The organism is Pedobacter aquatilis (assembly GCF_030409415.1).
Lineage (GTDB): Bacteria > Bacteroidota > Bacteroidia > Sphingobacteriales > Sphingobacteriaceae > Pedobacter > Pedobacter aquatilis.
Genome location: NZ_JAUFPW010000036.1, coordinates 354,433 through 378,793, shown reverse-complemented (window position 1 = coordinate 378,793; position 24,361 = coordinate 354,433). Strand labels below are relative to the sequence as shown.

Annotated in this window: 17 protein-coding genes; 7 read left to right on the top strand and 10 right to left on the bottom strand. The window is 35.0% G+C overall.

All coding sequences use genetic code 11. The features are described from left to right. The first annotated feature begins 201 nt into the window (after nucleotides 1-201). Both QWY86_RS19985 and QWY86_RS19980 read left to right on the top strand, forming a co-directional pair. Nucleotides 202-1,635 (top strand): ATP-dependent DNA helicase, encoded by a 1,434-nt coding sequence (locus tag QWY86_RS19985; RefSeq protein WP_290244754.1) that lies wholly within the window; start codon nucleotides 202-204, stop codon nucleotides 1,633-1,635. A gap of 362 nt (nucleotides 1,636-1,997) precedes the next feature. Beyond that, the gene (locus QWY86_RS19980; RefSeq protein WP_290244752.1) at nucleotides 1,998-2,663 is read left to right on the top strand and encodes an MCP four helix bundle domain-containing protein; all 666 of its coding nucleotides are present in this window, start codon (nucleotides 1,998-2,000) and stop codon (nucleotides 2,661-2,663) included. A 73-nt stretch (nucleotides 2,664-2,736) separates the two neighbouring features. On the opposite strand, the gene QWY86_RS19975 is transcribed toward QWY86_RS19980, so the two are convergent. Further along, nucleotides 2,737-3,582: a CvfB family protein gene (locus tag QWY86_RS19975; protein WP_290244751.1), complete on the bottom strand. Its 846-nt coding sequence runs from the start codon at nucleotides 3,580-3,582 to the stop codon at nucleotides 2,737-2,739. Between the two features lie 465 nt (nucleotides 3,583-4,047). Between QWY86_RS19975 and QWY86_RS19970 the strand changes: the two genes are divergently transcribed. From QWY86_RS19970 to QWY86_RS19960, 3 genes are all read left to right on the top strand, one after another. Then, nucleotides 4,048-5,784, top strand: a complete 1,737-nt coding sequence (locus QWY86_RS19970; protein WP_290244749.1) for an ABC transporter ATP-binding protein — start codon at nucleotides 4,048-4,050, stop codon at nucleotides 5,782-5,784. Then, nucleotides 5,768-7,528 (top strand): ABC transporter ATP-binding protein, encoded by a 1,761-nt coding sequence (locus QWY86_RS19965; protein WP_290244747.1) that lies wholly within the window; start codon nucleotides 5,768-5,770, stop codon nucleotides 7,526-7,528. Before QWY86_RS19970 ends, QWY86_RS19965 begins: the two co-directional genes overlap by 17 nt. A gap of 92 nt (nucleotides 7,529-7,620) precedes the next feature. Beyond that, nucleotides 7,621-8,511, top strand: a complete 891-nt coding sequence (locus QWY86_RS19960) for an SMP-30/gluconolactonase/LRE family protein (RefSeq protein ID WP_290244746.1) — start codon at nucleotides 7,621-7,623, stop codon at nucleotides 8,509-8,511. On the opposite strand, the gene QWY86_RS19955 is transcribed toward QWY86_RS19960, so the two are convergent. The 9 genes from QWY86_RS19955 to QWY86_RS19915 all read right to left on the bottom strand — a co-directional run bounded on the left by QWY86_RS19955 (nucleotide 8,512) and on the right by QWY86_RS19915 (nucleotide 22,701). Beyond that, a complete protein-coding gene (locus tag QWY86_RS19955) occupies nucleotides 8,512-10,113 on the bottom strand; it encodes a tetratricopeptide repeat-containing sensor histidine kinase (RefSeq protein ID WP_290244745.1) in 1,602 nt (533 codons plus the stop codon). A gap of 581 nt (nucleotides 10,114-10,694) precedes the next feature. Next, entirely contained in the window at nucleotides 10,695-12,335 is a 1,641-nt protein-coding gene (locus QWY86_RS19950; RefSeq protein WP_290244744.1) for a TldD/PmbA family protein, read from the bottom strand. Nucleotides 12,336-12,491: 156 nt separating this feature from the next. Further along, nucleotides 12,492-13,808: a TldD/PmbA family protein gene (locus QWY86_RS19945; protein ID WP_290244743.1), complete on the bottom strand. Its 1,317-nt coding sequence runs from the start codon at nucleotides 13,806-13,808 to the stop codon at nucleotides 12,492-12,494. 2 nt (nucleotides 13,809-13,810) lie between these two features. Next, nucleotides 13,811-15,445: a TldD/PmbA family protein gene (locus QWY86_RS19940; RefSeq protein ID WP_290244742.1), complete on the bottom strand. Its 1,635-nt coding sequence runs from the start codon at nucleotides 15,443-15,445 to the stop codon at nucleotides 13,811-13,813. A gap of 80 nt (nucleotides 15,446-15,525) precedes the next feature. After that, the gene (locus QWY86_RS19935) at nucleotides 15,526-17,328 is read right to left on the bottom strand and encodes a hypothetical protein (RefSeq protein ID WP_290244741.1); all 1,803 of its coding nucleotides are present in this window, start codon (nucleotides 17,326-17,328) and stop codon (nucleotides 15,526-15,528) included. Between the two features lies 1 nt (nucleotide 17,329). Further along, nucleotides 17,330-19,465: a DUF4175 family protein gene (locus QWY86_RS19930; protein WP_290244740.1), complete on the bottom strand. Its 2,136-nt coding sequence runs from the start codon at nucleotides 19,463-19,465 to the stop codon at nucleotides 17,330-17,332. Continuing rightward, nucleotides 19,449-20,816: a BatA domain-containing protein gene (locus tag QWY86_RS19925; RefSeq protein ID WP_290244739.1), complete on the bottom strand. Its 1,368-nt coding sequence runs from the start codon at nucleotides 20,814-20,816 to the stop codon at nucleotides 19,449-19,451. The genes QWY86_RS19930 and QWY86_RS19925 overlap by 17 nt, the downstream gene beginning before the upstream one ends. Further along, a complete protein-coding gene (locus QWY86_RS19920) occupies nucleotides 20,816-21,703 on the bottom strand; it encodes a DUF58 domain-containing protein (protein WP_290244738.1) in 888 nt (295 codons plus the stop codon). The genes QWY86_RS19925 and QWY86_RS19920 overlap by 1 nt, the downstream gene beginning before the upstream one ends. Continuing rightward, nucleotides 21,703-22,701: an AAA family ATPase gene (locus QWY86_RS19915; protein ID WP_290244737.1), complete on the bottom strand. Its 999-nt coding sequence runs from the start codon at nucleotides 22,699-22,701 to the stop codon at nucleotides 21,703-21,705. The genes QWY86_RS19920 and QWY86_RS19915 overlap by 1 nt, the downstream gene beginning before the upstream one ends. A 149-nt stretch (nucleotides 22,702-22,850) precedes the next feature. Between QWY86_RS19915 and QWY86_RS19910 the strand changes: the two genes are divergently transcribed. Then, nucleotides 22,851-23,480, top strand: a complete 630-nt coding sequence (locus tag QWY86_RS19910) for a DUF4159 domain-containing protein (RefSeq protein ID WP_290244736.1) — start codon at nucleotides 22,851-22,853, stop codon at nucleotides 23,478-23,480. A 22-nt stretch (nucleotides 23,481-23,502) separates the two neighbouring features. Continuing rightward, nucleotides 23,503-24,276, top strand: coding sequence for an NIPSNAP family protein (locus QWY86_RS19905; RefSeq protein WP_290244735.1), 774 nt, complete (start codon nucleotides 23,503-23,505; stop codon nucleotides 24,274-24,276). The last annotated feature ends 85 nt before the right edge of the window (nucleotides 24,277-24,361 follow it).

Here is a 24,361-nt window from a genome sequence, read left to right as displayed (position 1 = left end):
ACATCTTGCTAAACAAACATTAAAAATAGCTTCTATCTTTGCAATCTAAACCGTATTGAAGCGGCATCCCCCGATTTTTCATCGGGGATATAGCGGAAAGACGGACTATCGGAACCGATTAGCATAGCAATTGCTTTCCAAAAAATCGTTTTCTATAAACAATTATACTATTGGGCAGTTAAAATAATTAAACATTAATACATGTACATCGATAAAAGTCAGGTAATTGCTCAAGCTTACACCCATTCGCCTACTACAGAACAGCTTCTTTTTTGCGAACGGATGTCGGTTTTTTTGCAAGATGATGATGAATACAAGTGTTTTGTTTTGAAAGGTTATGCCGGAACGGGTAAAACTACATCAGTTGCAGCATTAGTTAAGGTTTTGGCAAAGTTTAATTTGCGAAGCGAGCTTTTAGCACCAACAGGTAGAGCCGCGAAAGTAATGAGCCAATATTCGTATAGGAAAGCATTAACGATTCACAAAAGAATTTATAGGAAACGTTCTGCAGCATGGCCCGAAATGCAGTTTCAGTTAGCACCAAATTTATCAGAAAATACGCTTTTTATTATTGATGAAGCGTCGATGATTGCTGATGAATTTAATGAAACCGGTTCTTCTACATTAAAGGATTTACTTGAGTTTGTTTATAATTCTAAAAATTGTTTCTTACTTTTTGTAGGTGATACTGCGCAATTGCCGCCTGTTGGTAGTTTGGATAGTCCGGCGTTGAACGAACAATACTTGAAGGATAAATTTGCGCTAACTATTTCTTCTGTAGAGTTGAAGGAAGTAGTTAGACAAGAAAAAAAATCGGGAATTTTGGCTAATGCAACCATGCTTAGAAACCAGATTAGTAAAAATCCTGATAACCCATTGCCAAAATTTCTGACTAAAAATTACAAAGATATTTTCAATATGGCGGGTGCGAGATTGGTTGAAGGGCTGGAATATGCTTATCGCAAATTTGGCATGGAAAATACTTTGGTTGTTTGCCGGTCTAATAAATCTGCAAATATTTACAACCAGCAAATTAGGGCAAGATTACTTTACAGGGAAGAGGAACTTACCGGTGGCGACCAGATAATGGTGGTTCGTAATAATTATTTTTGGTTGCCAGATAATGATGAAACTGCTTTTATTGCGAATGGTGATATGGCAAAAGTTATTCGGGTTAGAGGCGAAGAGGAACGCTACGGTTTCCGTTTTGCTGATGCTACGCTTGAATTTATGGATTTCCCCGCTGCGGGCCAAGTTAGCTGTAAAGTAATGCTTGATACATTGAATTTGGAAACTGCAAATTTGCCATACGAGCAAAATAAAAAGCTTTTTGATGGATTAAATGAAGATTACGGACATATTGCAAATAAAAGACAACGGATGCTTGCGATAAAACAAGACCCATTTTATAATGCCTTACAGATTAAGTTTGCATATGCTGTAACTTGCCATAAAGCGCAGGGCGGTCAGTGGGAAGCTGTTTTTGCCGACCAGGGTTATTTAACGGAAGAAATGATTGATGTAGATTTTCTTCGCTGGCTTTACACCGCAGTTACCAGGGCAAAAAAGGAACTTTATCTGGTTAATTTTGCACCGCAACTGTTTGCTAAGACTGCACAGGAAGATTACTTTTAGTTTTTTTAGCCACAGATTAGCAGATTTTTTGAATGAGATTTTACCACCTAAGACACCTAAGTTCATCTTAGTTTATATTTTTTATATGATGAGGTAGTTGAAAGTTTAACCATGTAAGACATTTATGTTCATTTAAGCTTATATTTTCTTACATACCTTTGGTAAAGATTAAAACGAACTCACTAATAAAGTTTTATGGCTATGCTATTAAAAGCCATTAGCTTAAACTTTCTTAGGTGTCTCAGGTGGTAAAAAAATATCATATCTAATCTGTTAATCTGGGGCTAACTGTAAAAAAAAATCTATAATCAGCAGCTAAAACAGCTTAAATTCTTACCTTGATATTTTAACCAAATGATATTATGAAATTTGCTTTTTCACTTAAGAATAAGATAAAAATAGCTTTTTTGTTATTCTGCATAATGTGTTGCACTTTGCTCATCCGTTTTCTGGAAGATAAAAGCGTAAAAAAAATAAACGAATCATTTATATCAATGTATAAAGACAGGCTGGTTCCGGCTACGGATTTATATTTTATTGCTGAAAATTTATACCATAAAAGCTCGGTTATCCAAAATGTATTGAGTAAAGATATTCCATCAAATTCGGCTTTGGCATTGGTTAAAATACATAATTTAAAAATCGATTCGGTAATAAACAAGTACGAATTAACTATGTTGGTTAAGCAGGAAAAAAGTTTCTTGTCAGAATTAAAAAAAGCTTTATTGCATCAAAACAATATTGAAAATAAAATATTAATTGCTGCTGAAGAAGAAGGCTTAAAACTTTATGATTCGATTGGCAGAGTTGCATCAAATACAACATTAAATAAACTATCATCATTAATTAAAATTCAATCTGCCGTTGGCGATGAACTTATTAACGATTCAAAAATATTTGTATCAGGTACAAAAGTCTACTCTACATTTCAAATTATTCTGGCAATTGCGATTGGTGCGTTGATTGTCGGCATAGTTTCTGCCTCGAATGCAGTTAAAATTCAGCAAGATAAATTTAACCTGAATTAGAAGAAAGAAAACCACAGATTAACAGATTTTTTGAATTAAGTAATCTGTTAATCTATGGCTAAAATTTAATAAATTATTCTGCGTCCTCGTCGGTAATTAACCTTATCGAATCATCAGAAAGCATAATTTTACGCTCCTTATAAAGTGAGCCAATAGTCTTTTTGAAAGCACTTTTACTTATCTGAAAACGATGATAAATTTCTTCGGGCGTACTTTTATCACCCAATTCTATTACCCCACCGCTCTTTTTCAACTCAGCTAACATCATTTCTTTCGAATCAAGAATATGTCCATAACCGCTAGGTTGTAAAGTTAAATCAATTTTACCCTCAACGCGTATCTTTTTAATCCAGCCTTTACGCTGCTCTCCAACTTGTATATTATCAAAAACTTCGTTGTGGTAAAGCAAGCCAATATTTGTATTGTTTATAATCGCGTTGAAACCTAAATCTGTTTCTTCTGTAATTAATAAACTAACTTCATCTCCCTCCTCAAAATCAAAATCTTCTTCCTCTACAAAATCATACAATTTCGATGAAGCAAGTAAACGGTCGTTATTTTCATCCAAATAAATATAAACTACATATTTATAGCCTTTTTGCATTGGTCTTTTTTGTTCTCGCTGCGGTACATAAACATCTTTATCAATACCTAAATCCATAAAAACTCCATCTTCTCCATCAGATACTACCTTTAAGAAAGCAAAATCTCCAACTTCTGCAAAAGCCTTTTGGGTTGTTCCCGTTAAGCGACCATCTTTCTGTATAAAAACGAAAACATTCAAATTTTCGCCAATTTCGGCGTTACGTGGAACGTACTGGTAAGGTAGTAAAACTAACTTATCACCATCCGTTAAATTTAGTCCGGCTTCTGTTTTACTTAAAATTCTTAACTCGTTGTATTTACCTATTTCAATCATTCTATTTTGGGTTATACCATTTTCTTCAATGGCGCAATTACAAAGGTAGCAATGTTTATTAGTAAATGGTTTTTAATTGATTTGGAAAGGTACTGTTGCTTTCCATCGGAAAAAGCAATCGGGCTGTTCGCTAAATCCCCGATGAAAAATCGGGGGATACCGCTACCATCCCGTTTAATAACAACGGTTGTTTCATAAAACTACGGTCTGTTGAGTAAATTAATAGCATTACATAAAAATGTAAGCTACAAATTATCATATTTTGGTTTTAAAAATAATTTATAAAGCTTCACTAAATAAAATATAAAAGAAACTTCCGTGTCAATCTGTGTTTCCGTGGCAAAACAAAGCAATATGCGATAATCAGTAAATCTGTGGCTAACAAAATAAATCTAAAGGTCAAAAACTCAAATTAAAAATCACCTATTCAAATAAATGGGTTAAATTTGGCTAATATTCAAATGTATGAACAACCCCAAAAAAGCTAAAAAACCAAGTGTTTTTAGTCTGCTGGCTGATTATAAAGGACTGATTTTTTTACTGATTTTATTCGCCCTGTTAAGTAATGGTATTAATCTTTTAATACCTAAAATTATTGCCAATGGAATAGATTCTTATTCTGCCAAAAGCTTTAAGGTAGAAACAATTTTAGCGCAATTTGCATTGGCAATTGTGCTGGTTTTTATTTTTACTTACCTGCAAAGTATTGTACAAACTTATGCTTCTGAGCGAGTAGCAAGAGATTTAAGAACCAAACTTTCCGACCAAATTTCGAGGCAAAACCACGCCTATGTTTTGCAAGCTAATCCGGCAAGGCTACTAACCAATCTTACTGCCGATGCCGATTCTATTAAAACGTTTCTATCGCAGGCAATTGTTTCTATCGCTTCATCTTTATTTTTAATAATTGGTGCAAGTATTTTGCTATTAATTATAAACTGGAAACTTGCATTATGCGTAATCGTTATTGTACCAATAATTGGCGGCGCTTTTTTCTTTGTGTTAAGCAAGGTAAAAGTTTTATTTATAAAAAGTCGCGAGGTTATCGATTGGCTAAACAAGGTAATTAGCGAAAGCATTTTAGGTTCCGCACTTATCAGGGTAATTAATTCGCAGCAGCTCGAATACAATAAATTTTTAGATGCTAATGCAAAAGCTCGCGATTTGGGTTTGTCGATTTTGAAACTTTTTGCCGGTTTAATTCCAATAATTGTATTTACCGCTAATCTCTCAGGTTTAAGTATTTTGGTGCTCGGTGGTCATTTTGTAATTACCGATTCGATGACTTTGGGAGAATTTGCCGCTTTTAGCAGTTACCTTACGATGATAATTTTCCCGATTCTGGTAATTGGGTTTATGAGCAATGTAATTGCTCAGGCAACAGCATCTTATCAAAGAATTGAAACTGTCTTAAATGCGCCAAAGGTTGAACATTTGGGCAAAATAACCCAAAAATTAATTGGTGATGTTGAAGCTAAAGATATATCATTAAATTTTGGGCAAAAACTAATCCTCAAGAATATATCATTTAAGGTAGAAGCAGGCTCAAAAGTTGCAATTATTGGCCCTACCGCAGCTGGTAAATCTCAGTTACTACATATTTTAACTGGCTTAATTGCGCCTACCAGTGGAGATGTTTTTTACGATGGTGAAACCATCAACAGCTACAACCAGGAAAATTTTTATAAGCAAGTGGGCTTCGTTTTTCAAGACAGCATCATTTTTAATCTGAGCATCCGCGAAAACATTGCTTTTAGTGATACCGTAACCGATGAATATTTAGCCAAAGCAATTGAAACAGCTGAACTAAAAGATTTTATTGATGCTTTGCCAGAAAAGCTCAATACAATTGTTTCTGAAAGAGGCAGTAGTTTATCAGGCGGGCAAAAGCAAAGAATAATGCTTGCCAGGGCTTTGGCAATTAATCCGCAGATTTTACTACTCGATGATTTTACAGCCCGAGTTGATACCAATACCGAAACTCGCATTTTAAAGAACATTCAGAAAAATTATCCTGGGATTAGCTTAATTTCTGTAACGCAAAAAATTGCTTCAGTTAAACATTACGATAAAGTAATTTTATTAATGCAAGGCGAAAACATTGCCGAAGGGAAACATGCGGATTTGCTGGAAACAAGTCCGGAATATGTTCAAATTTTTAATTCACAACAGAGTACCAGCAATTATGAAATACAATCTTAATCAGCTTAGTCAGCAGCAGGAAAAGCAATCGACTTACAAGGCTTTAAAAAGATTGCTTAAATTAATTTCTGCGGAATGGAAGAACCTCTGGCTGGCTTTAATCGCAATTTTATTTAACTCAGGTTTGCTTTTACTTGGCCCGTTATTAATTGGCCATACTATTGATACTTACATCCGGACGAAACAATTTCACGGCGTTTTAATATTTGGGGCAATACTTTTGGGCATATACCTGGTTGCAATGGTAACTGGTTATCTGCAAACAAAATTAATGGGTAGTGTGGCGCAAAGAATGCTTTATACCTTGCGTAACGCCATTTTTAACAAGTTACAGGAATTACCAGTTTCCTTTTTTAATCAAAATAAGGCAGGTGATTTAATTTCAAGAGTAAATAACGATACAGACAAAATAAATCAGTTTTTTTCTCAATCATTAGTTCAGTTTATTGGAAGTATTGTAACCATGATTGGCGCTGGTGTTTTCTTACTTTCCATCAATTTAGAATTAGGTGCAGCAGCACTATTTCCTGCAATTTTAATTGTAGCATTTACTGTAGTTTTTTCTCCGTGGGTAAAAAGAAAAAATGCAGTTAATCTAAAAAGTGTTGGAGGGATGAGTGCCGAGATACAAGAAAGTTTAAACAATTTTAAAGTCATCATCGCTTTTAACCGAAGAGATTATTTTAGGAAAAAATTCGATGATGCGAATCAAGAAAACTATAAGACCGCAATTGGTGCAGGTTTGGCAAATAATATCTTTGTACCGGTATATGGTCTTTTCTCTAGCGCTGCTCAACTTATCGTTTTACTTTTTGGCATTTACTTAATTTCAAAAGGTAGTTTTACACTAGGATTATTGGTGAGTTATATTGCCTATACAACAAGTTTCTATAATCCACTCCGCCAATTAGCTGCGCTTTGGACAAGCTTTCAGGTTGCTATGGCAAGTTGGGATAGAATTTCGCAAATTTTGCTGATGAATAATGATTTGAAGCAAATTGAAGATTCTGTTGGTTTGAAATCTGATGCATTGCTGGAATTCAAGAACGTTTACTTTTCTTATGACGAAAGTAAAGAAATTCTCCACAATATTAATTTACGTTTCGAAAAAGGTAAAACTTACGCATTAATAGGACCGACAGGTGGTGGAAAAACTACAACTGCATCTTTAATTGCCCGGTTATACGATGCTACAAAAGGTCGTATTTTACTTGATGGAAAAGATATTAGAACGTTTTCTGCTGAGAAACGTACTCAAAAGATTGGTTTTATTTTGCAGGAACCATTTTTATTTAGTGGAACAGTTAAGGAAAATATTCTTTATGGCAACGGTAAACTTAAAAATTTAAGTGATATTGAGTTAGAACAAATCATTAAAAATGCAGGTTTGGATGAAATTTTGGACGTTTTTGATGAAGGATTGAATACAGCTATTACGTCTGCATCTGATGGAATTAGTTTAGGACAAAAGCAATTAATCGCTTTTATGCGTGCTGTTTTACGTAATCCTGAAATATTAATTCTGGATGAAGCAACAGCTAACATCGATACGATTACTGAACAGCTTCTCGGCAACATCCTGAACAAATTATCTAAAGAAACAACACTTGTTATTATTGCCCATCGCTTAAATACAATTGAAAATGCAGACGAAATATACTTTGTAAATGAAGGCAAAGTACAAAAAGCAGGAACATTAACTGATGCTTTGGATATGTTATTAAAAGGGAAAAGAGCAAGTTAAGTAGCGTTCCTTTTCTTGATAAAACACTACACAACAATTTTACTTGCAATCTAACAGATTAATCTACACATTGCTGAACCAAATATTCTGCCATGAAAAAGTATATGCTATTTTCCTTCATAGTGTCCGTTTATGCAATTTCATCTTATGCCCAATCAGCCAATCCCATTTTTGTTCAGGATAGTTTAAAACTTATATCATCCCAGTTTGAATTTACAGAAGGAGCATCTGTTGATAAGGAAGGCAATATTTTTTTTACAGACCAGCCAAACGATAAAATTTGGAAGTATGATATCAATGGAAAGCTAAGTTTATTTATGGAGAAATCTGGGCGTGCGAACGGAACATACTTTGATAAAAATGGTACTTTGATTGTTTGTGCTGATGAAAACAACCAAATCTGGTCAATCGATAAAAACAAAAAAGTAAAAGTGCTTTTCACCGATTTGAATGGTAAAAAGGTAAATGGTCCGAATGATATTTGGTTAGATTTAAAAGGTGGAATTTATTTTACAGATCCTTACTACCAACGAAGTTATTGGACGAGAAAAGCATCTCAACTTGATGGAGAAAAAGTTTATTATATTCCAAAGGGAAGTAAAAAGGCCATTCTGGTAGCAGATGGTTTTGCAAGACCAAATGGAATCATAGGTACTCCGGATGGAAAGTTTTTATATGTTGCGGATAGGGTTGCTGATGTTACTTATCGCTACGAAATTAATACTGATGGTTCGTTGAGCAATCGAAAGTTAATGTTTAGACAAGGTTCTGATGGAATGACCTTAGATAGCAGTGGAAATATTTACATTACTGGTAAAGGGGTTGATATTTACAATCCGCAAGGTGAAAAAATCGGGCACATTAATGTACCCGAAAGTTGGTGTGGCAATATTTGTTTTGGGGGGAAAAATCGAAATATTTTGTTTATTACAGCTTCAAAATCTCTGTATTCGATTGTAACGAGTGCAATGGGAGTTGAGTAGTTAATCTACAGGCAGCTCAACATAAAATATTGTTCCGATATTTGGGGCGCTTTCAAACCAAATCTTGCCGCCGTGGGCCTCAATAATTTGTTTGGATATAAATAAGCCCAAGCCATAAGATTTTTCACCCATTGTACCTTCTCGTTGAATTTCTACGCTTGAGCTAAAAATATTTGTTCGCATATGCTCAGGAATACCAATCCCATTATCGCTAACAGAAATGATAACAGAATGATTATTTTGCTTTGCCAAGATATTGATCAAACTATTTTTATCGCTAAACTTAATTGCATTGTTTATCAGATTACTAATCACACGCCAAATTTTTTCACGGTTAATTTTTATCACCACCGGATCGCAAACTAAGCTAATCTTTTGAAGTTTTTCTTCAATTTTATATTTAGATATGCTAATGCAGTATTTTAAAAGTGAGTGAAGTTCTACTGATTCCTTAATTACATGATTTTCAGCTCCTTCTTTATTTAAAAGGTCGTTAATTAATTTAATTGAATCAGTAGCTGATGATTTTATTAAGCGGACTGCGTGTTTGTCTTTTTCAGGGAATTCATCTTCATTAATTAATAACCCTGAGAGGCTTGCAATTGCTCCCAGTGGACTTCTTAAATCATGTGCAATAATTTTCATTATTTTTTTATTTTCCTGCTCGCTCTGCTCAAATGCCAAAATTGCCTCCTGTAAACCAAAATTTTGTTCAGTAATTTGTTTATTTAATGCATTTAACGATTTATTATTTCTCTTGGAATTTTGCCAATTTCGCCAAATTTGATACAATAAAACAAATAGCATTATAGAAAAAATGCCAATAAGCAATATATATAGAGACCTTAGTTGATTTTCTTTTTTTAAAAGATTGAGTTCATAGTCTTTCTGTAGATTATAGAATTGTTTACGCACATCTATTTTTGTTCTCTCGTTACTTTCTTCTTCATGCTTATTTTTTAAAATTAAATATGAAGGCAACATTAGGTTAGCCTGGTTATAGTTTCCAATTTGGTTAAAATAATCAATTTTAAGCTTAGCGAAATGAAGCCGATTGTCAAAATCAGAAATAGAATCAATTGATTTTTCTAAAAATGATATTGTCGATTTAACATCCTTGTACTTTCCTGTTGCTAGATATAATTTAGCTAATTTTATTGCGGCAGCCTGAGCATTAGTTACCTCTGAACTATTGCTTTTATTGATTTCAATACTTTTTTTGAAATAACCTTCAGCATTTAAATACTCTTCTTTAGCCAGATAAACTTCTGCAACATTTGAATAAATAACACCCTTCGTACTTATTGTATAACTTTTTCTTTGTGGGAAAAGATGTTCATTCTTATCAAGAAAATTTAAGGCTTCTTTAAAACAAACCATCGCACTATCGGTCATTTTTATTTTTAAATATGATATACCGGCATTACTTAATGCACCTTGAATCTGACCATACTTTCTGCTATCAAGAACACATTGTTTATTATTTTTATATTCCTGGACAAAATAATATGCAGCTTCCCTGTAATAGCCCTGACTATAATTTAAAGCAGCAAAACGACTGTTGAAAACGGCATTTTCGCAAGTATTGTAATTTTTTTCCATTAAGATTTTACCCTTATGAAACATTTGATACGCTTCCTGAAAATTTTGCAATTCTAACAAAACATCGCCTTTTGAGAAATACGAATTGGCTAATTCTCGAGAGTAATCGTATTTTGATGCCGTTGTGTTCATCAAATTTATCATGCTATCTGCATATTTAGCAGATGTATCCAAATCTGTATTATTTTTATTTAAACGTCCTTTCCAGTAATATCTTTTTTGTTTAAAATTTAAGATTTTCCATTTATCTCCAATTGTTTGATTTGGAAGGTTTTTGATAGAGGAGTCTAAAAAACGAAAAGCAGGTTTCAGGTTGTTATTTTCAGACAATATCTCTGCACTGTCAACTAATTTACTAACAATAGCATTATATTTTGCGGTCTCGTTATTAGATGATTTACAGGAAAGGAATATAAGAAACAGTAAAAGATATAATCTTCTATCCGTAACAGACATTGGGATGATTGTTGATTTGTTTAATAAAATTATAATTTTTTATGAAAACTTAAAATTATTTCATAAAAAAAAGCCACTCATATTGATGAGTGGCTTTTGTACAATAGGTAAAAAGTAATTTTAAATTACCCTAACTTTCTGCCGGTATTAATTACATTAACACCATTAAAACGTGTAGTAGGGCTACCGTGTGATACGGCGCTTGCTTGTCCGGGTTGTCCTTTTCCATCAGAAAAAGTTCCGCCTAAACGATAATCATTTTTATCGCAACGCTGAACACATGAATTCCAAAACTCTTGAGTATTGGCTTGGTAGGCAGCATCTTTAAACATTCCAACTATTTTACCATCCTTAATCTCATAAGCCAATTGCGCACTGAATTGGAAGTTGTAACGTTGCTGGTCGATAGAATAAGAATTTCTGCCGAACATGTAAATGCCTTTCTCTACATTTTTAACCATATCTGCTGCACTTAAGGCTGCATTTCCTGGTGCTAATGAAACATTTGGCATTCTTTGAAATTGTATGCTGTCCCAACTATCTGCATAACAACAGCCTTGTGATTCTTTCAAGCCTAGAATATGTGCCTGGTCTCTAATGGTTTGGTAATTTACCAAAATTCCATCCTTAATGATATCCCAATTTCCACATTTTACGCCTTCGTCATCATAACCTACAGCGCCCAAAGAACCTGTTTCGGTTTTATCAGCCAGAATATTTACTTCCTTGCTACCAAAATTAAATTTTTTAGATTCCCATTTATCTAAGGTAAGAAAACTTGTTCCGGCGTAGTTTGCTTCATAACCTAAAACACGGTCTAACTCAGTCGGGTGTCCAACAGATTCGTGTATGGTTAAGAATAGGTGAGAAGGGTCTAAAACCAAATCGTACTTGCCTGGAGGTATTGGTTTAGCTTTCAGTTTTTCATCAACATGAACTGCTGCCTCACGAACATCTTCCAGAATGTCATAACGTTTTTTGTACATTGTTACCGGACCGCCTTTAATTTTTTCTTCATCCTTTGGTTTTAGGTATTCAAATCCCATACCCATTGGTGCGCTTAAAGCATTTCTGGTTTCGAATTTACCACTTGCTGCATCCGTTTTGGTTAAGGTAAAAGTTGGCCAGATTCGGTGTATATCCTGGTCTATGTAAGAACCATCGGTAGAGGCGAAATACTTCTGTTCATTTATCATAAACAGATTAGAGTTAATGTATTTGGCACCACCTTTCAGGGCTTCGTTATTTACATTTAAAAGCAAATCGACTTTGTCTTTTATCGGTACTTCAAATGCGTTGATTTCTATTGGTGTTTTCCAACTTACTTCTCCATATCCTTTCTGAGCTGCAAGTTGAACAGGTTCTTCCATAAGTTTTGAATTACCTTTGGCAATTGCTACCGCGGCCTCGGCAGCTTTGGCAATGCTTGCGTTATCAAGGTTATTGGTTGCAGCGAAACCCCAGGCTCCGTTTGCAATAACACGAACACCTAAGCCATAAGATTCTGCGTTTGAAATGTTTTCTACGCGATTTTCGCGAGTGGCTACAACCTGATTTAAATACCTGCCAATTCTCACATCAGCATAAGTTGCACCCTTGCTTTTTGCTGCATTTAGCGCAACATCAGCCATTTTTTTCTTTAAAGCAACATCAACAGGCGTTAATGCTTCATCTACAGAAATAATTTTACCAAAGGCAGAAAGGTTCGGAAGCATCGTTGTCCCAACGCCAACGCCTGTCATGTATAGAAAATCTCTTCTTCTCAATTTTAGTGTTTTTAATATAATTAGCCACTACTTTGGTGGTCGTCATTGCGAAGTACGAAGCAATCTTTAACGGAAAGTAGATTGCTTCGACTCGCTCAGAACCAGTCTCGCAATGACGAGAACTGAGTCTAGGTAACTATGAATTAAAGAATATGATTAAATCGCATCTGATAAAGATGTAAATGTAAAATCACGAATTTTCATTGGTGGAATTAAACCGCTTCCTGTTCTCACAGGTTTACCTAATGCTTCCACATTGTTTAGCATAATAACCGGGCTTTCATTAAACCTAAAGTTTTTAATTGGGAATTTAATCTCACCGTTTTCAATGTAAAAAGTACCATCACGTGTTAATCCAGTTAATAATAATGTTTGTGGATCAACCGAACGGATGTACCAGAATCTGGTAACTAAAATGCCTTTTTCTGTGCTTTTGATTAAATCTTCAAGAGATTGTGTACCACCCTCCATAACAATACTACGGCTGAAAGGTAACGGTTGCGCATTTTTTTGAGCTGCCCAGTATCTTGAATATGAAAGGTTTTTAACCACACCTTTTTCTACCCATTGCGTTCTTTTCAATGGCAAGCCATCACCACTCCAGGTAGATGAGGGAACTTCAGAATTCAACGGGTCGGAATAAATATTTACATTTTCTGAGAAAAGTTGCTCACCTAAACGCGTACCGCCACCTTTTTTACTCATGAAACTTCTGCCTTCATCTGCACTGCGGGCATCAAATCCTCTGAACATATTGCCAAGCATATCGCTTGCCGCAAGTGGCTCTAAAATAACGGTATATTTTCCTGGCTCAATTGCTTTTGCGCCAGCCGAGCCATTAGCTTTACTCGCTGCAATTTTACTCAAAGCAAGTGTATCCATTTTGGATAAATCGTTAAAATCTTGCTCTACATAGCCAGAACCTGTTCCTTGCTTATTTCTAACCGTTACTGAAAAAGAAACACCCGTACCTTTATTGTATGCGAATAAACCTTTTGAATTCATTATTGCGCCAAAATTAGTCGAGTTTTCTAAGAAACCTGCTGCATCCAAGCCAGCTGCTTTTGATACACTTAAGCTTTTAGCAACCATTTCAGCCCTTGTATCTGGCGTCATTGCTGCGGTATTTGCATTGTAAGTTTTAGATTCTGCAAATGTTTGCGGACCTAAAAGTGGCATGAATTCCGGATTTTCTGGTGCCAACATGGCCAATTCTTCGGCACGTTTTACAACTTTTTGTAATGATGCATCATCGAACTCATTAATGGTTGCCGAACCTGTCTTTTTACCATAGGTTGAGCTTACCCCTAAACTCATTGTGCTTATTTGTCCTGCGGTTGATACCGCATTACGGGCATAACGAATATTTCCACCATCAGAACCTCGTAAACTGACCTCACAGAAATCGGCTTTAGAGAAACTGATTACCTTTTTTAATATCGCCTGGGCTTCTTCTTTACTTAATATGGCCATAATTATATTTTTCTTGCTGTATTAATAACATTAACTCCATTAAATCTTGTAGTTGAGCTTCCGTGAGAAACTGCGCTACTCTGGCTTGGTTGTCCTTTACCATCGTTAAATGAACCACCTAAACGATAATCACTTTCATCGCAAATTGCATTACAAGAATTCCAAAACTCTTGCGTATTTGCCTGATAAGCCACATCGTTTAACATGCCCACAATTTTCCCTTCCTTAATTTCGTAGAAAATTTGTCCGCCAAACTGGAAGTTATAACGTTGCTGATCGATTGAGAAACTACCATCGCCAATAATATAAATGCCTTTTTCAACATTTTTAATCATATCATCAACCGAAAGTTTTTCTTTACCTGGTTGAAGTGAAACATTTGGCATACGCTGGAATTGAACGTCATCCCAACCTTGCGAATAGCAGCAACCATTAGATTCGGTTAAGCCAATAATGTGTGCCTGATCTCGAATGGCTTGGTAACTTACCAAGGTACCATCCTTAATTAAATCCCATTTTTTACATTTTACACCTTCATCATCATAACCAACAGCACCTAAAGAGCCAACTTGTGTTTTATCAGCAACAATATTTACCTTATCGCTACCAAATTTGAATTTTTTCGATTCCCATTTATCAAGCGTTAGGAAACTAGTGCCTGCATAATTTGCTTCGTAACCCAAAACGCGGTCTAATTCTGTTGGGTGACCAACAGATTCATGAATGGTTAACCAAAGGTGAGAAGGGTCTAAAACCAAATCATATTTACCCGGTTCAACCGATTTAGCTTTAATCTTTTCAGAAGCAACACGAGCCGCTTCCTTAACATCTTCAAGCATATCGTAACGGCCTTTGTAGCGGGTTACAATGCCACTAACTTTATCTTCCGGGCGAGCATGCATATACTCGTAACCTTTACCCATTGGTGAGCTTAAGGAGTTACGAGTTTTAAATTGTCCTGAAGCCCTGTCGATTCTGGTTACATTAAAGTTGGGGTAAATTCTGTGTACATCCTGATCAATGTAAGAACCATCTGTTGAGGCAAAATACTTTTGCTCATTAACGGCAAAAATTACAGAGTTTACGAAGTTTGCACCATTTTGCATGGCCACATCGTTAACGTTTAAAAGCAAATCTACTTTTTCCTTAACAGGTACTTCAAAGGCATTAATTTCTATCGGCGTTTTCCAGCTAACTTCGCCAAAGCCCTTTTGCGGAGCTAGTTGAACAGGTTCGCCCTGAATTTTTGAATTGGCTTTTGCTACAGCAACCGCTTGCTCAGCAGCTTTTGCAATTGCATCTTTAGTTACGTTGTTTGTTGCAGCAAAACCCCAGCATCCATTAGCGAGTACACGAATACCAACACCGTAAGATTCGGTATTTGCAACGCCCTGCACACGTTTTTCTCTGGTGGCAACAAATTGATTTAAGTAACGGCCAATGCGAATATCGGCATAAGTGGCGCCTTTTGATTTTGCAGCATTAAGCGCAACATCGGCCAGTTCTTTTTTAATCTTTACATCAACACCATCAAGGGCTTGCAGCGGGTCGATTGGTGTTCCAAATGCGGAAAGATTGGGCAACAACAAGGCACCCATACCCATTCCGGATAAGTAGAGGAAATCTTTTCTTTTCAATTGGTTCAGTTTAGGTGATTACGATTACAAGATAGCTATTTATGCACTTGATTCCCTATTTTATGTATAACATTTTAGTTTCAAACGTAAATATTTTTAAGGATTCTCGATTCGACCCACAAAAATCCGGCAGATAATAAAAACAACGTAAAAAACCACCACTTTGAAACTTCATTTTCAGTGCTTTGCTCAGAAATGGTGTTTTTTATCGGTTGATTTTTGGTATTTTGTATAAATTGGATTGTCTGTTGTGTTTTCTTGTGATTTCTTAAAGTTTGCCAATCTTGCTTTGCAAAAATAAATAGTTCTTCGATTGCTTGGTTGATTTTTAGTGTATTCCAACCTTTAGTATTTGGCCAATCCGTAACCATCCATTGAAAAGGCAATTCCATATTTTGGATAGGAGGAAGCTTTAAATCATTCATTTTGATGGCTGGAATTTTATTGCTCTCAGGTAAATCGATTATAATATTCATTTTCTGCTCAACGATAGGAAAATCCGGCTGCGTCCTTAATGCTAAATTTTCTGCCTTTGTTTGGGCGGTTTTAGATAATAATGCAGACCAATAAGTTGCATAATCTAATTCTTTGCCACTAAGCATCCAGTTATAACTTGAGGCAAGTGTGGATGCTGTTAATTTACCTAAGCCATTTATTTTACTTGCAGCTAAAATTTTTCCAGTAGATTCAATAATTATAGATTGACTATTTTCAGATGGGTTGAGAAAAAGAGATTGGTCGACAGGTAATTTACTGAGTTTTGCTGCTTCATCTTTATAGGTTGATATTAAACCTTTGTCTTTTTGAATTGGCGACTCAAAACGGGCAAATTTATCACTCAAAAAACCGCTTGATTTTGAATTGGAAATTCTAATGATAACACCCAAACCGTTATTCATAGCTGTTTGAATTGATGCCTTTTCTCCAGCCGACAAAACAGAGAGTTCATCTTCATCAATTATCAATACATCAAACTGTTTTAAAGTAGAAGAGTTAATCGTATTTAAACTTAAGTTGCTCAAATTTAGATAATCGGTTGTGTATTTATCTTTGCTGATTTTGCCTCTGAAAGCCAAAGGGTAATGATTGTCAAAGAGCCATTTCTTTAAAAATTTATATTCAAAATCTGGAAACGAAGCTAGGATTAAAACCTTCATCTCTGGTTGCTCATTTACAACAAATGGAACCGGCTCATTGGAAATTGTATCTTTACCGTTTAGGGCAATTAGATTAAAAATGGCCTTGCCAATTTGCTTAGGCTGACTTTTGAACGAAAAGTTAGTTTCTGTATTTGGTTTTACATTAATCGAATCGATCGATTTGCCTAAACCTTTAAGAAGCAATTTGATACTGGCTTTTTCTGTATTTTTATAGATGCCCTGGATTTGGAATTTTTCAGTAACTTTTAATTTTGATGGCCAGTTTGCTGAAATAATTCCACTAATTCTTTCAGATTGATGAAAATCTATCTGTAAGCCTTTTATGTTTTCCAGTTCAGAGGCGCTAAAACCATAACCGTAAAGATTTATTTTATTAATCTCCGGATGCGATTTTAAGAAATAAGCTAAATCCGGTATTTGAACGGTCTTGATATTTTTTAACTCAAGATATTTGTAGCTCGCTAAACTATATCTGTTACCTTGAATTTTTAAGGCTGTGTCGATTTCTGTGCCTTCCGTTAGTAAGTTTATTTCATTTAAATTTTGCTTTACTACAGTTTTGTATTTTAGCGGAATGAGTAGAAAAAGAAATGAAGCAACAGCAAAAATGCTGGCTAAAATCCGCCAGGTTAAACGTGATTTATCTTTTCTGCTGATTTCTTTATACGATAAAAAAATCAGCATTAGCGAGCAAATTATGATGGCTATTAATTTAAAATCCATGTTATCTGCCCGATTTATTTAAGTTATTGAAATAGTTTTGATATAATGCTGATGCAGGCAAAGTTGTTTTATGTTGCGGCTTTAGTGGTTCAAACTTTATCATTTTTTGAATGCCACTTTGCACAGCATCAATATCTTTTGAATTTGGTTTAGAAGCTGATGAAACCCTTCTTAAGCTGGTTAACGCGGATAGGAATGAGGCTGGATTATCAGCTGCTGCGCCAATCATATATTTCTCAGTTTCGTTCAACATCAGCTTTTCATTGGCTGTGAATTTCTTACCATTTCTTCTGCCCTCTAAAATTGAAAGTGAGGTTTTTAAATGTATAGTTCGTAATTCTTTCTGCTCAAAACTCATTTTTTGAACAGGTTGAAGAATTTTATCCAATTCACCACTTAATCTTTTTTCGGGTTTTAATGATGCCGTTTTTACTGTGGTTTTGGCTACGTATGCCCTTGATTTTTGCTGTAAATCTTTCAGTAAGCGTAGAGCCTTGTATTCGTAGGGTAATGCTTCTTGCGGTTTATAAGTTCGTAAACGTAATTCTGAATTCCACATTTCAGTCAATACAGCTTTTAATTGAGCCTTCATTTCGGGTTCAAAAAATGTTGCATCTTCAGCAATATCGTGCTTGTGGGCATATTTATCCATAATGGCAGTTACATCGCCAAACTTTTCTTCCCCGCCCTTATGTTCCTCATGTTCATCGTGATCGTCATGGTCGCCACCAATTTCAGTTTCATTTTCCTCACCTAAAAACTGTCCGTAACGCAAACGAAGTAGTTTCTGGTCGATACCTAAGTTATTTGCCCGTGTTTTAAAAGTTTCTGCAGGAATCGAAGCTTGTTCTTTTAGCAATTTTTCAGTGTCGATAATAATTTGCCGCTGGCTTCTAAAATATTCAGGAACCAGATTAACACCATTTGTCATTCCAGATAAACTCATTAATTCGGTTGTATCTACTATCGAAACAAAATATACATCCGAGCGACTTGATTGCCCGTGGTTGTCCATTGCTTTGATGAAGAAATATAACTCATCACCAGGCTTCATACCAAGCGATTTCAAATCTATATTTTTGGTTAATGAAACATTTTTCTGGTTGCCAAAATTTGTTTCGAATGATAATTTTTTCTCGGTAAAACTAACGCCTTCACCTTTTCCGCTGGCCATGGTTGCAGATATAAATGCATCGCTAATGCCGTAATCATCAGTTAAGTTAGCTTTTAATGTGAATTTTTGTGGTTGGCCAATGTCAATTGTGGTGTGTTGTTTGGGTTGACTAATTTTAATCGATACTGGCAAATCGGCAATGATTTCTATTTGGTATAAATCAGATTTTTTACCATCAATTACCACTTGATAAAAACCAGATTTGTTAATCGCTTTTGAGAAGGCCCATGATTTATTCTTGCCATCAGTTGGTTTTAAATTGATGTATTCTTTATCATTAAAAACAAACTGAAGCTGTTTTATCGCAATATTTGTTTCGATTTGCCAGTTTGCTTTTGCGCCATTTTCTGCTTTAATCGTAAAAACGCTTTGTGTTCTGGTTCCTTTCCTTGTGTAAGCCGGTGGCGTAATGATAAGCGTGAAATCAGAAATTTCCGGTAAAATATTTTCCTTAACTACTGGAACGGTTGTTTCAGTATCCGGCGACTGAATTAATCTAGAGTTTATTCTTGGTATTTTGGTAATGCCATAACTAAGAATTAGCCCAATAGCCAAAATTGCAACGGAGCTGTAAATTTTGGCGTAAAGTTCTTTAGGTTGTGTTAATGATGGTATTATTGCCTCAATTTTATTCCTTTGGAACTGTTGAAGAAATGATAATTCTTCAGGATTTTGTAACAGTAAATCAGCACTTTCTTCAACTTCAGGATATTTGTTATTTACGAACCTCGAAACATCTGCATAGCTTGTTTTCCAAAATTGTTTAAAAAACAACAATAAAATTAATGCCGCTAAAAATAACAGTGTTACCAGCCACAATTCAACCTGAAAGAATTTGATCGCAATTGTACCAATTACAATTGAAATCGCTAAAGAAATGGCAATTATTCTTAAAAGTCGAACGCTTATCCACCTCGTTCTTAAGTTACGTATCCAATTAAATCCTTCAGTTTTTTGCATCATCTATTTTATTTCTGAATGATAAAATTCTTTCCGTAAGGAAAATTATTAAAGCCGCAATCCAAAAGTAGTTTATAATAGATTCCTTTATTACGATTTCTGTGTCTTTCTGCTTTAAATCATGATGCTCTTGAGTAAGCTGATTGGCTTGTAAAGTTCTTTGGTCGTTTAAATTATCTTCAAAACCGAAGGTTTTAGATTTTTCGCTCTGCAAAACGATTGGCATTAAGGCCTTTAAAAATGCTTCGTTCCAAACCAATTCATTCCATTGCGGATTCAACCTGGTGTAAAAGCTTAAAATTGTTAGTTTACCACTGTTTTCTTTTGATAAAAGTGAATTGCCAAATCCATCGACCCAAAGATTAGAAGATTGATTTTTTATGTTAATGCGTTTGGAAAGTGGAATGTCTTTCCCTTCAATTTGAATAAATGAATGTATTGATTCGGCTTTGCCAGAAGCATATTTAAACAAAGTTCCATTTTCAATTATTGAAGATTTAAAGTTGCTTGTAATAGGTTTATCTGAAAGCCAAAAACCAATTTGATTATTATTTCCTTTTGAATTTAGTACAATTTTTCGTTTACTAAAATCAGAAATAGCATTTAGTGCGGCATTAAGGTACTTGTCATCATTGTTACTTGCCTCATTATAAATCGCCACTGAAATGGGAGCAGGGTTTTGATTATTCAGTTTTTCGTAGGTTGTATATTCTGGTGTAGATTTAGCCTCTAATTTTTTACCTGCAAAATCTGTAACCCAGGTTTTCATGGAATCTGAGTTGTTTAAAAAATTCCAATGGATGTTAAATTGTGTTTTTGGTAATTCATCGCCAAAATTATTCTGTTGTAAATTTTGGTAAACGAAAACATTTGTGCCGCTAGGTAGCGTTTGATTAAGTTGATTGAATAAACTTGTGTAATTTGGATTTGTGTTAGTTTGGTTATTAGCGATAGTATCTTCCAAGTTTAAAGCAGCAAAACCATAATTAAAATCGTGTATTTGATAACGGATTTTAAGTAAAGAATCTATTGTTTTTTTATTCTGCTGATAAGCTGACTTAAAGTTTAATTTATCGACTAAAATCCAACCGCCCTTTTCTTTTGAGTTTAGCTTTTTGCTTAAATATGGCTCGGCAATGCAAAAACCAATTAAAATAATAAGCAGGCAACGAAGTACAAACAGAAGCCAATCTGCTATCTTAAAGCTTTTTGAACTTGCCCGAGAACTTTCTCCTAAAAGTGAAATACTTCCAATTTTTAAAGTTTTGCCTTGCTTAATATTCCACAAATGGATGATGAGCGGGATAATTAAGCCTGCAAGCGCCAGTAAACCGATGGGATAAAAAAACTGCACTAAATTTTTAATTTACTTCTTTGTTTTAAAAAATCTCTCAAAGCCTGGTCTAAAGGTTCTTCGGTAGATATTGTTCTGTATGCAATTCTTCTATCGAGCATTTTAACCCTAATGTCTTCGAGGTGAGCACTGAATTTAATCTTGTATTCTGCTCTGGCTTTCGCTTGGTCTATTTGGATGGTTTTGCCAGTTTCCAAATCCTCAAAAGTGGTATAGCCTTTAAAATCTAAATCAACTTCGTTTTTGGCTAACAGATGGAAAACCAAAATCTCATGTCTAAGTGTGTTTAAAGTTTCCAGCAGATTCAATATTTCATTATCAAGTTGATATAAATCGGTGACAAAAATTAAGAGTTCACGTTTTTGTGTACCTGAAAAAAGTTCCTTGTAGTGGGTTGGCTTTGTAAATATTCCTGTCGGATTGATATTTTCCAGCTGATAAAATAATCGGGCCAAGTGTTGGTAATCCTGTTTCGGGGTCATTGAAAAAATCCCCGAATTTTTAAATACGTATAAACCAATTGCATCGCCCTGCAAATTTGCCAAATAAGCCAAAGATGCGCCAAGGTAACGGGCATATTCGATTTTTGTGAAATCGCCATCGCTGTGGTTCATAGATGCGCTTGCATCAATTAAAATACGTACAGAAATATTTGTTTCCACTTCCGATTCGCGGATATAATACCTATCCGAACGTGCAAACATTTTCCAGTCCAGCGAACGTAAATCATCGCCCGGCTGGTAACTTCTGTATTGGCTAAACTCTAATCCGGCACCCTTTAAGGTACTTTTATTAATGCCGCTCATAAACCCATCTATCGTCATTTTAGCCGATAAATTCAGGTCTTTAATCGCCATTAATATTTTTGGATCTAAAAGCCTGCTCATTAAATATTTGCTGTCGGTTTCGAGATTGCTCTAATTAATTCATCAGTTACTTTATCTGAGGAAACATTTTCCGCTTCGGCTTTAAAATTCATTAAAACCCGATGGCGTAAAACCGGATAAGCCATGGTTTGCAAATCTTCGGTGATTACAGCATAACGACCATAAAATAAGGCTCTGGCTTTTGCCGTTAAAATTAAGGCTTGCCCAGCCCGCGGACCAGCGCCCCATCTTACCCATTCTTTTACAAAAGGAACCGTTGTAGTATCAGGTCTAGTGGCACGAATCAGCTCGCTTACGTAATTAATTAAATCATCGCTAATGCTTACCTCACGGGTTATTGCTTGTAATTCTTTAATCTCTTCAGCCCCAATAATCGGATTTATGGTTGCTTTTTTGGCACCCGTTGTACTGCTTAAAATTCTGGATTCTTCAGCAGCAGTTGGATAACCAATTTTTATGTAGAGCAAAAATCTGTCTAGTTGCGCTTCCGGAAGCGGATATGTTCCGGCTTGTTCTATCGGGTTTTGGGTTGCAAGAATAAAAAATGGTCTGTCTAAAGGGTAAGTCTGACCGCCATACGTTACTTCAAACTCCTGCATGGCTTCCAACAGTGCAGATTGTGTCTTTGGTGGCGTTCTGTTTACTTCATCAGCCAAAACAATATTTGCAAATAATGGTCCTTTATTAAACTTGAAAAAACGTTTACCGGTTACGTGGTCTTCCTCTAAAATTTCGGTTCCCACAATATCTGTTGGCATTAAATCGGGTGTAAATTGTATTCTTCTAAAAGATAAATCTAAAGCTTGTGACATTGTTCTAACCATTAAAGTTTTGGCCAGACCAGGTACACCTTCTAATAAACAATGTCCGCCAGCCATTAAGGCGATGAGCATTTCTTCTATAATTACATCCTGACCAACAATTATTTTTTGTATTTCGCTTTTTAATTGGGAGATTTTGCCAATCAATAATTTTAAGTTAGTTTCTGAACGCTCCAAAACAATTTTTTTTAGTTTGTATGAATTTTGTTGTTAATATAGGGCATTATGAGGCAAAATTTTAATCCACAGTAAAAGAATATCAAAAAATTTACAAGATTATCAACTCAAAAACCAGAATTAACGAAAATTGAAGCTAATTTAGGGCGATGCAAAGAACCAAATTCACATTTGCGAGATTAAAATACACTTCCGGCGATTGGGATACCGACCAGCGAATGCCATCCAATATCTTAAATTCATTGTTGGAATACACCACCATTCCGCTTGAAGAAGAAGAAAAAATAGTAGAATTAAGTAGTATGGATTTATTCAAATATCCATTTTGCTATATGAGCGGGCATAAATTGGTTCAATTTAATCAGCAAGAAGCAGCAAACTTTAAGGCTTATGTTAAAAATGGTGGTTTCGTTTTTGTAGATGATTGCAACCATGACATTGATGGCTTGTTTGCCCGGTCTTTTGAAACACAAATGAGCAACTTATTCGGCGCATCAGCATTGAAAAAAATCGCAAACAACCATCCGATTTACAATTCATTTTTCAAGTTTGAAAAAGGTCCGCCAACTACTTCTTTTGAGTTAAATGGTTGGGGCGATGATTTGGTACATGATTATTTAAAAGCCATTACCATAAACAACCGAATTGGTGTTTTATATAGCAATAAAGATTATGGTTGCGAATGGGATTACGATTTTCGAAATAAACGCTTTTTAGCCGAGGATAATACTAAATTTGGTGTTAATATTATTTTATACGCGATGGGCGTGAATAGTTAGTTCAATCTAAAACCAATATATTGTGAAATCTTTCCTAACCAAATTACTTTTTTTAGCGATTACTTTAATTGCTTTTTCGGCAACTGCATTTGCTGTGAAAACATCCTATTATTACCAAATCAAAGTTTATCATTTGAAGACAAAAGTACAAGAAGCTACTTTAGATGAATATTTGAAAAACGCTTTCATTCCGGCTTCTCACAGGGCAGGCGTGAAGGATATTGGTGTTTTTAAACCGATTGCTCAAGATACCTCAGAAAAACTGATTTATGTTTTTATTCCATTTAAAAAGCTTGCTGATTTAGATAAAATTAATGAGCTTGTTATTAAGGATAAACAATACATCGAAGCTGGAAAAAATTATTTAAATGCTACCTATAACGAAGCACCGTATACCAGAGTTGAATCAATAATACTAAAAGCTTTTTCGGCTATGCCTGAATATGCGTTGCCAAGTTTAACTTCTCCAAAAAGTGAGCGTGTATATGAATTGAGGAGTTATGAAGCGGCTACAGAAAACCTTTCTTTGAACAAAATTGGCATGTTTAACGATGCGGAAGTAGATATTTTTACAAAGCTGAATTTTAATGCTGTGTTTTATGGTCAGGTTATTTCTGGTAGTAAAATGCCAAATTTAATGTACCTAACAACCTTTAATAATAAGGCAGATAGAGATAATCACTGGGCCGCGTTTGGGCCTGAATATAAAAAAATTAGTGGCTTGCCGCAATATCAACACAATGTTTCTAAAAATGTAACCCTGTTTTTATATCCAACCGATTATTCTGATTTCTAAGCGACATAAACTACTCTGCTAAGTTTTATATACTAACATTCAAAACATTATCAGTGTTAATTAGTTAGTAATTAAATAATTATCA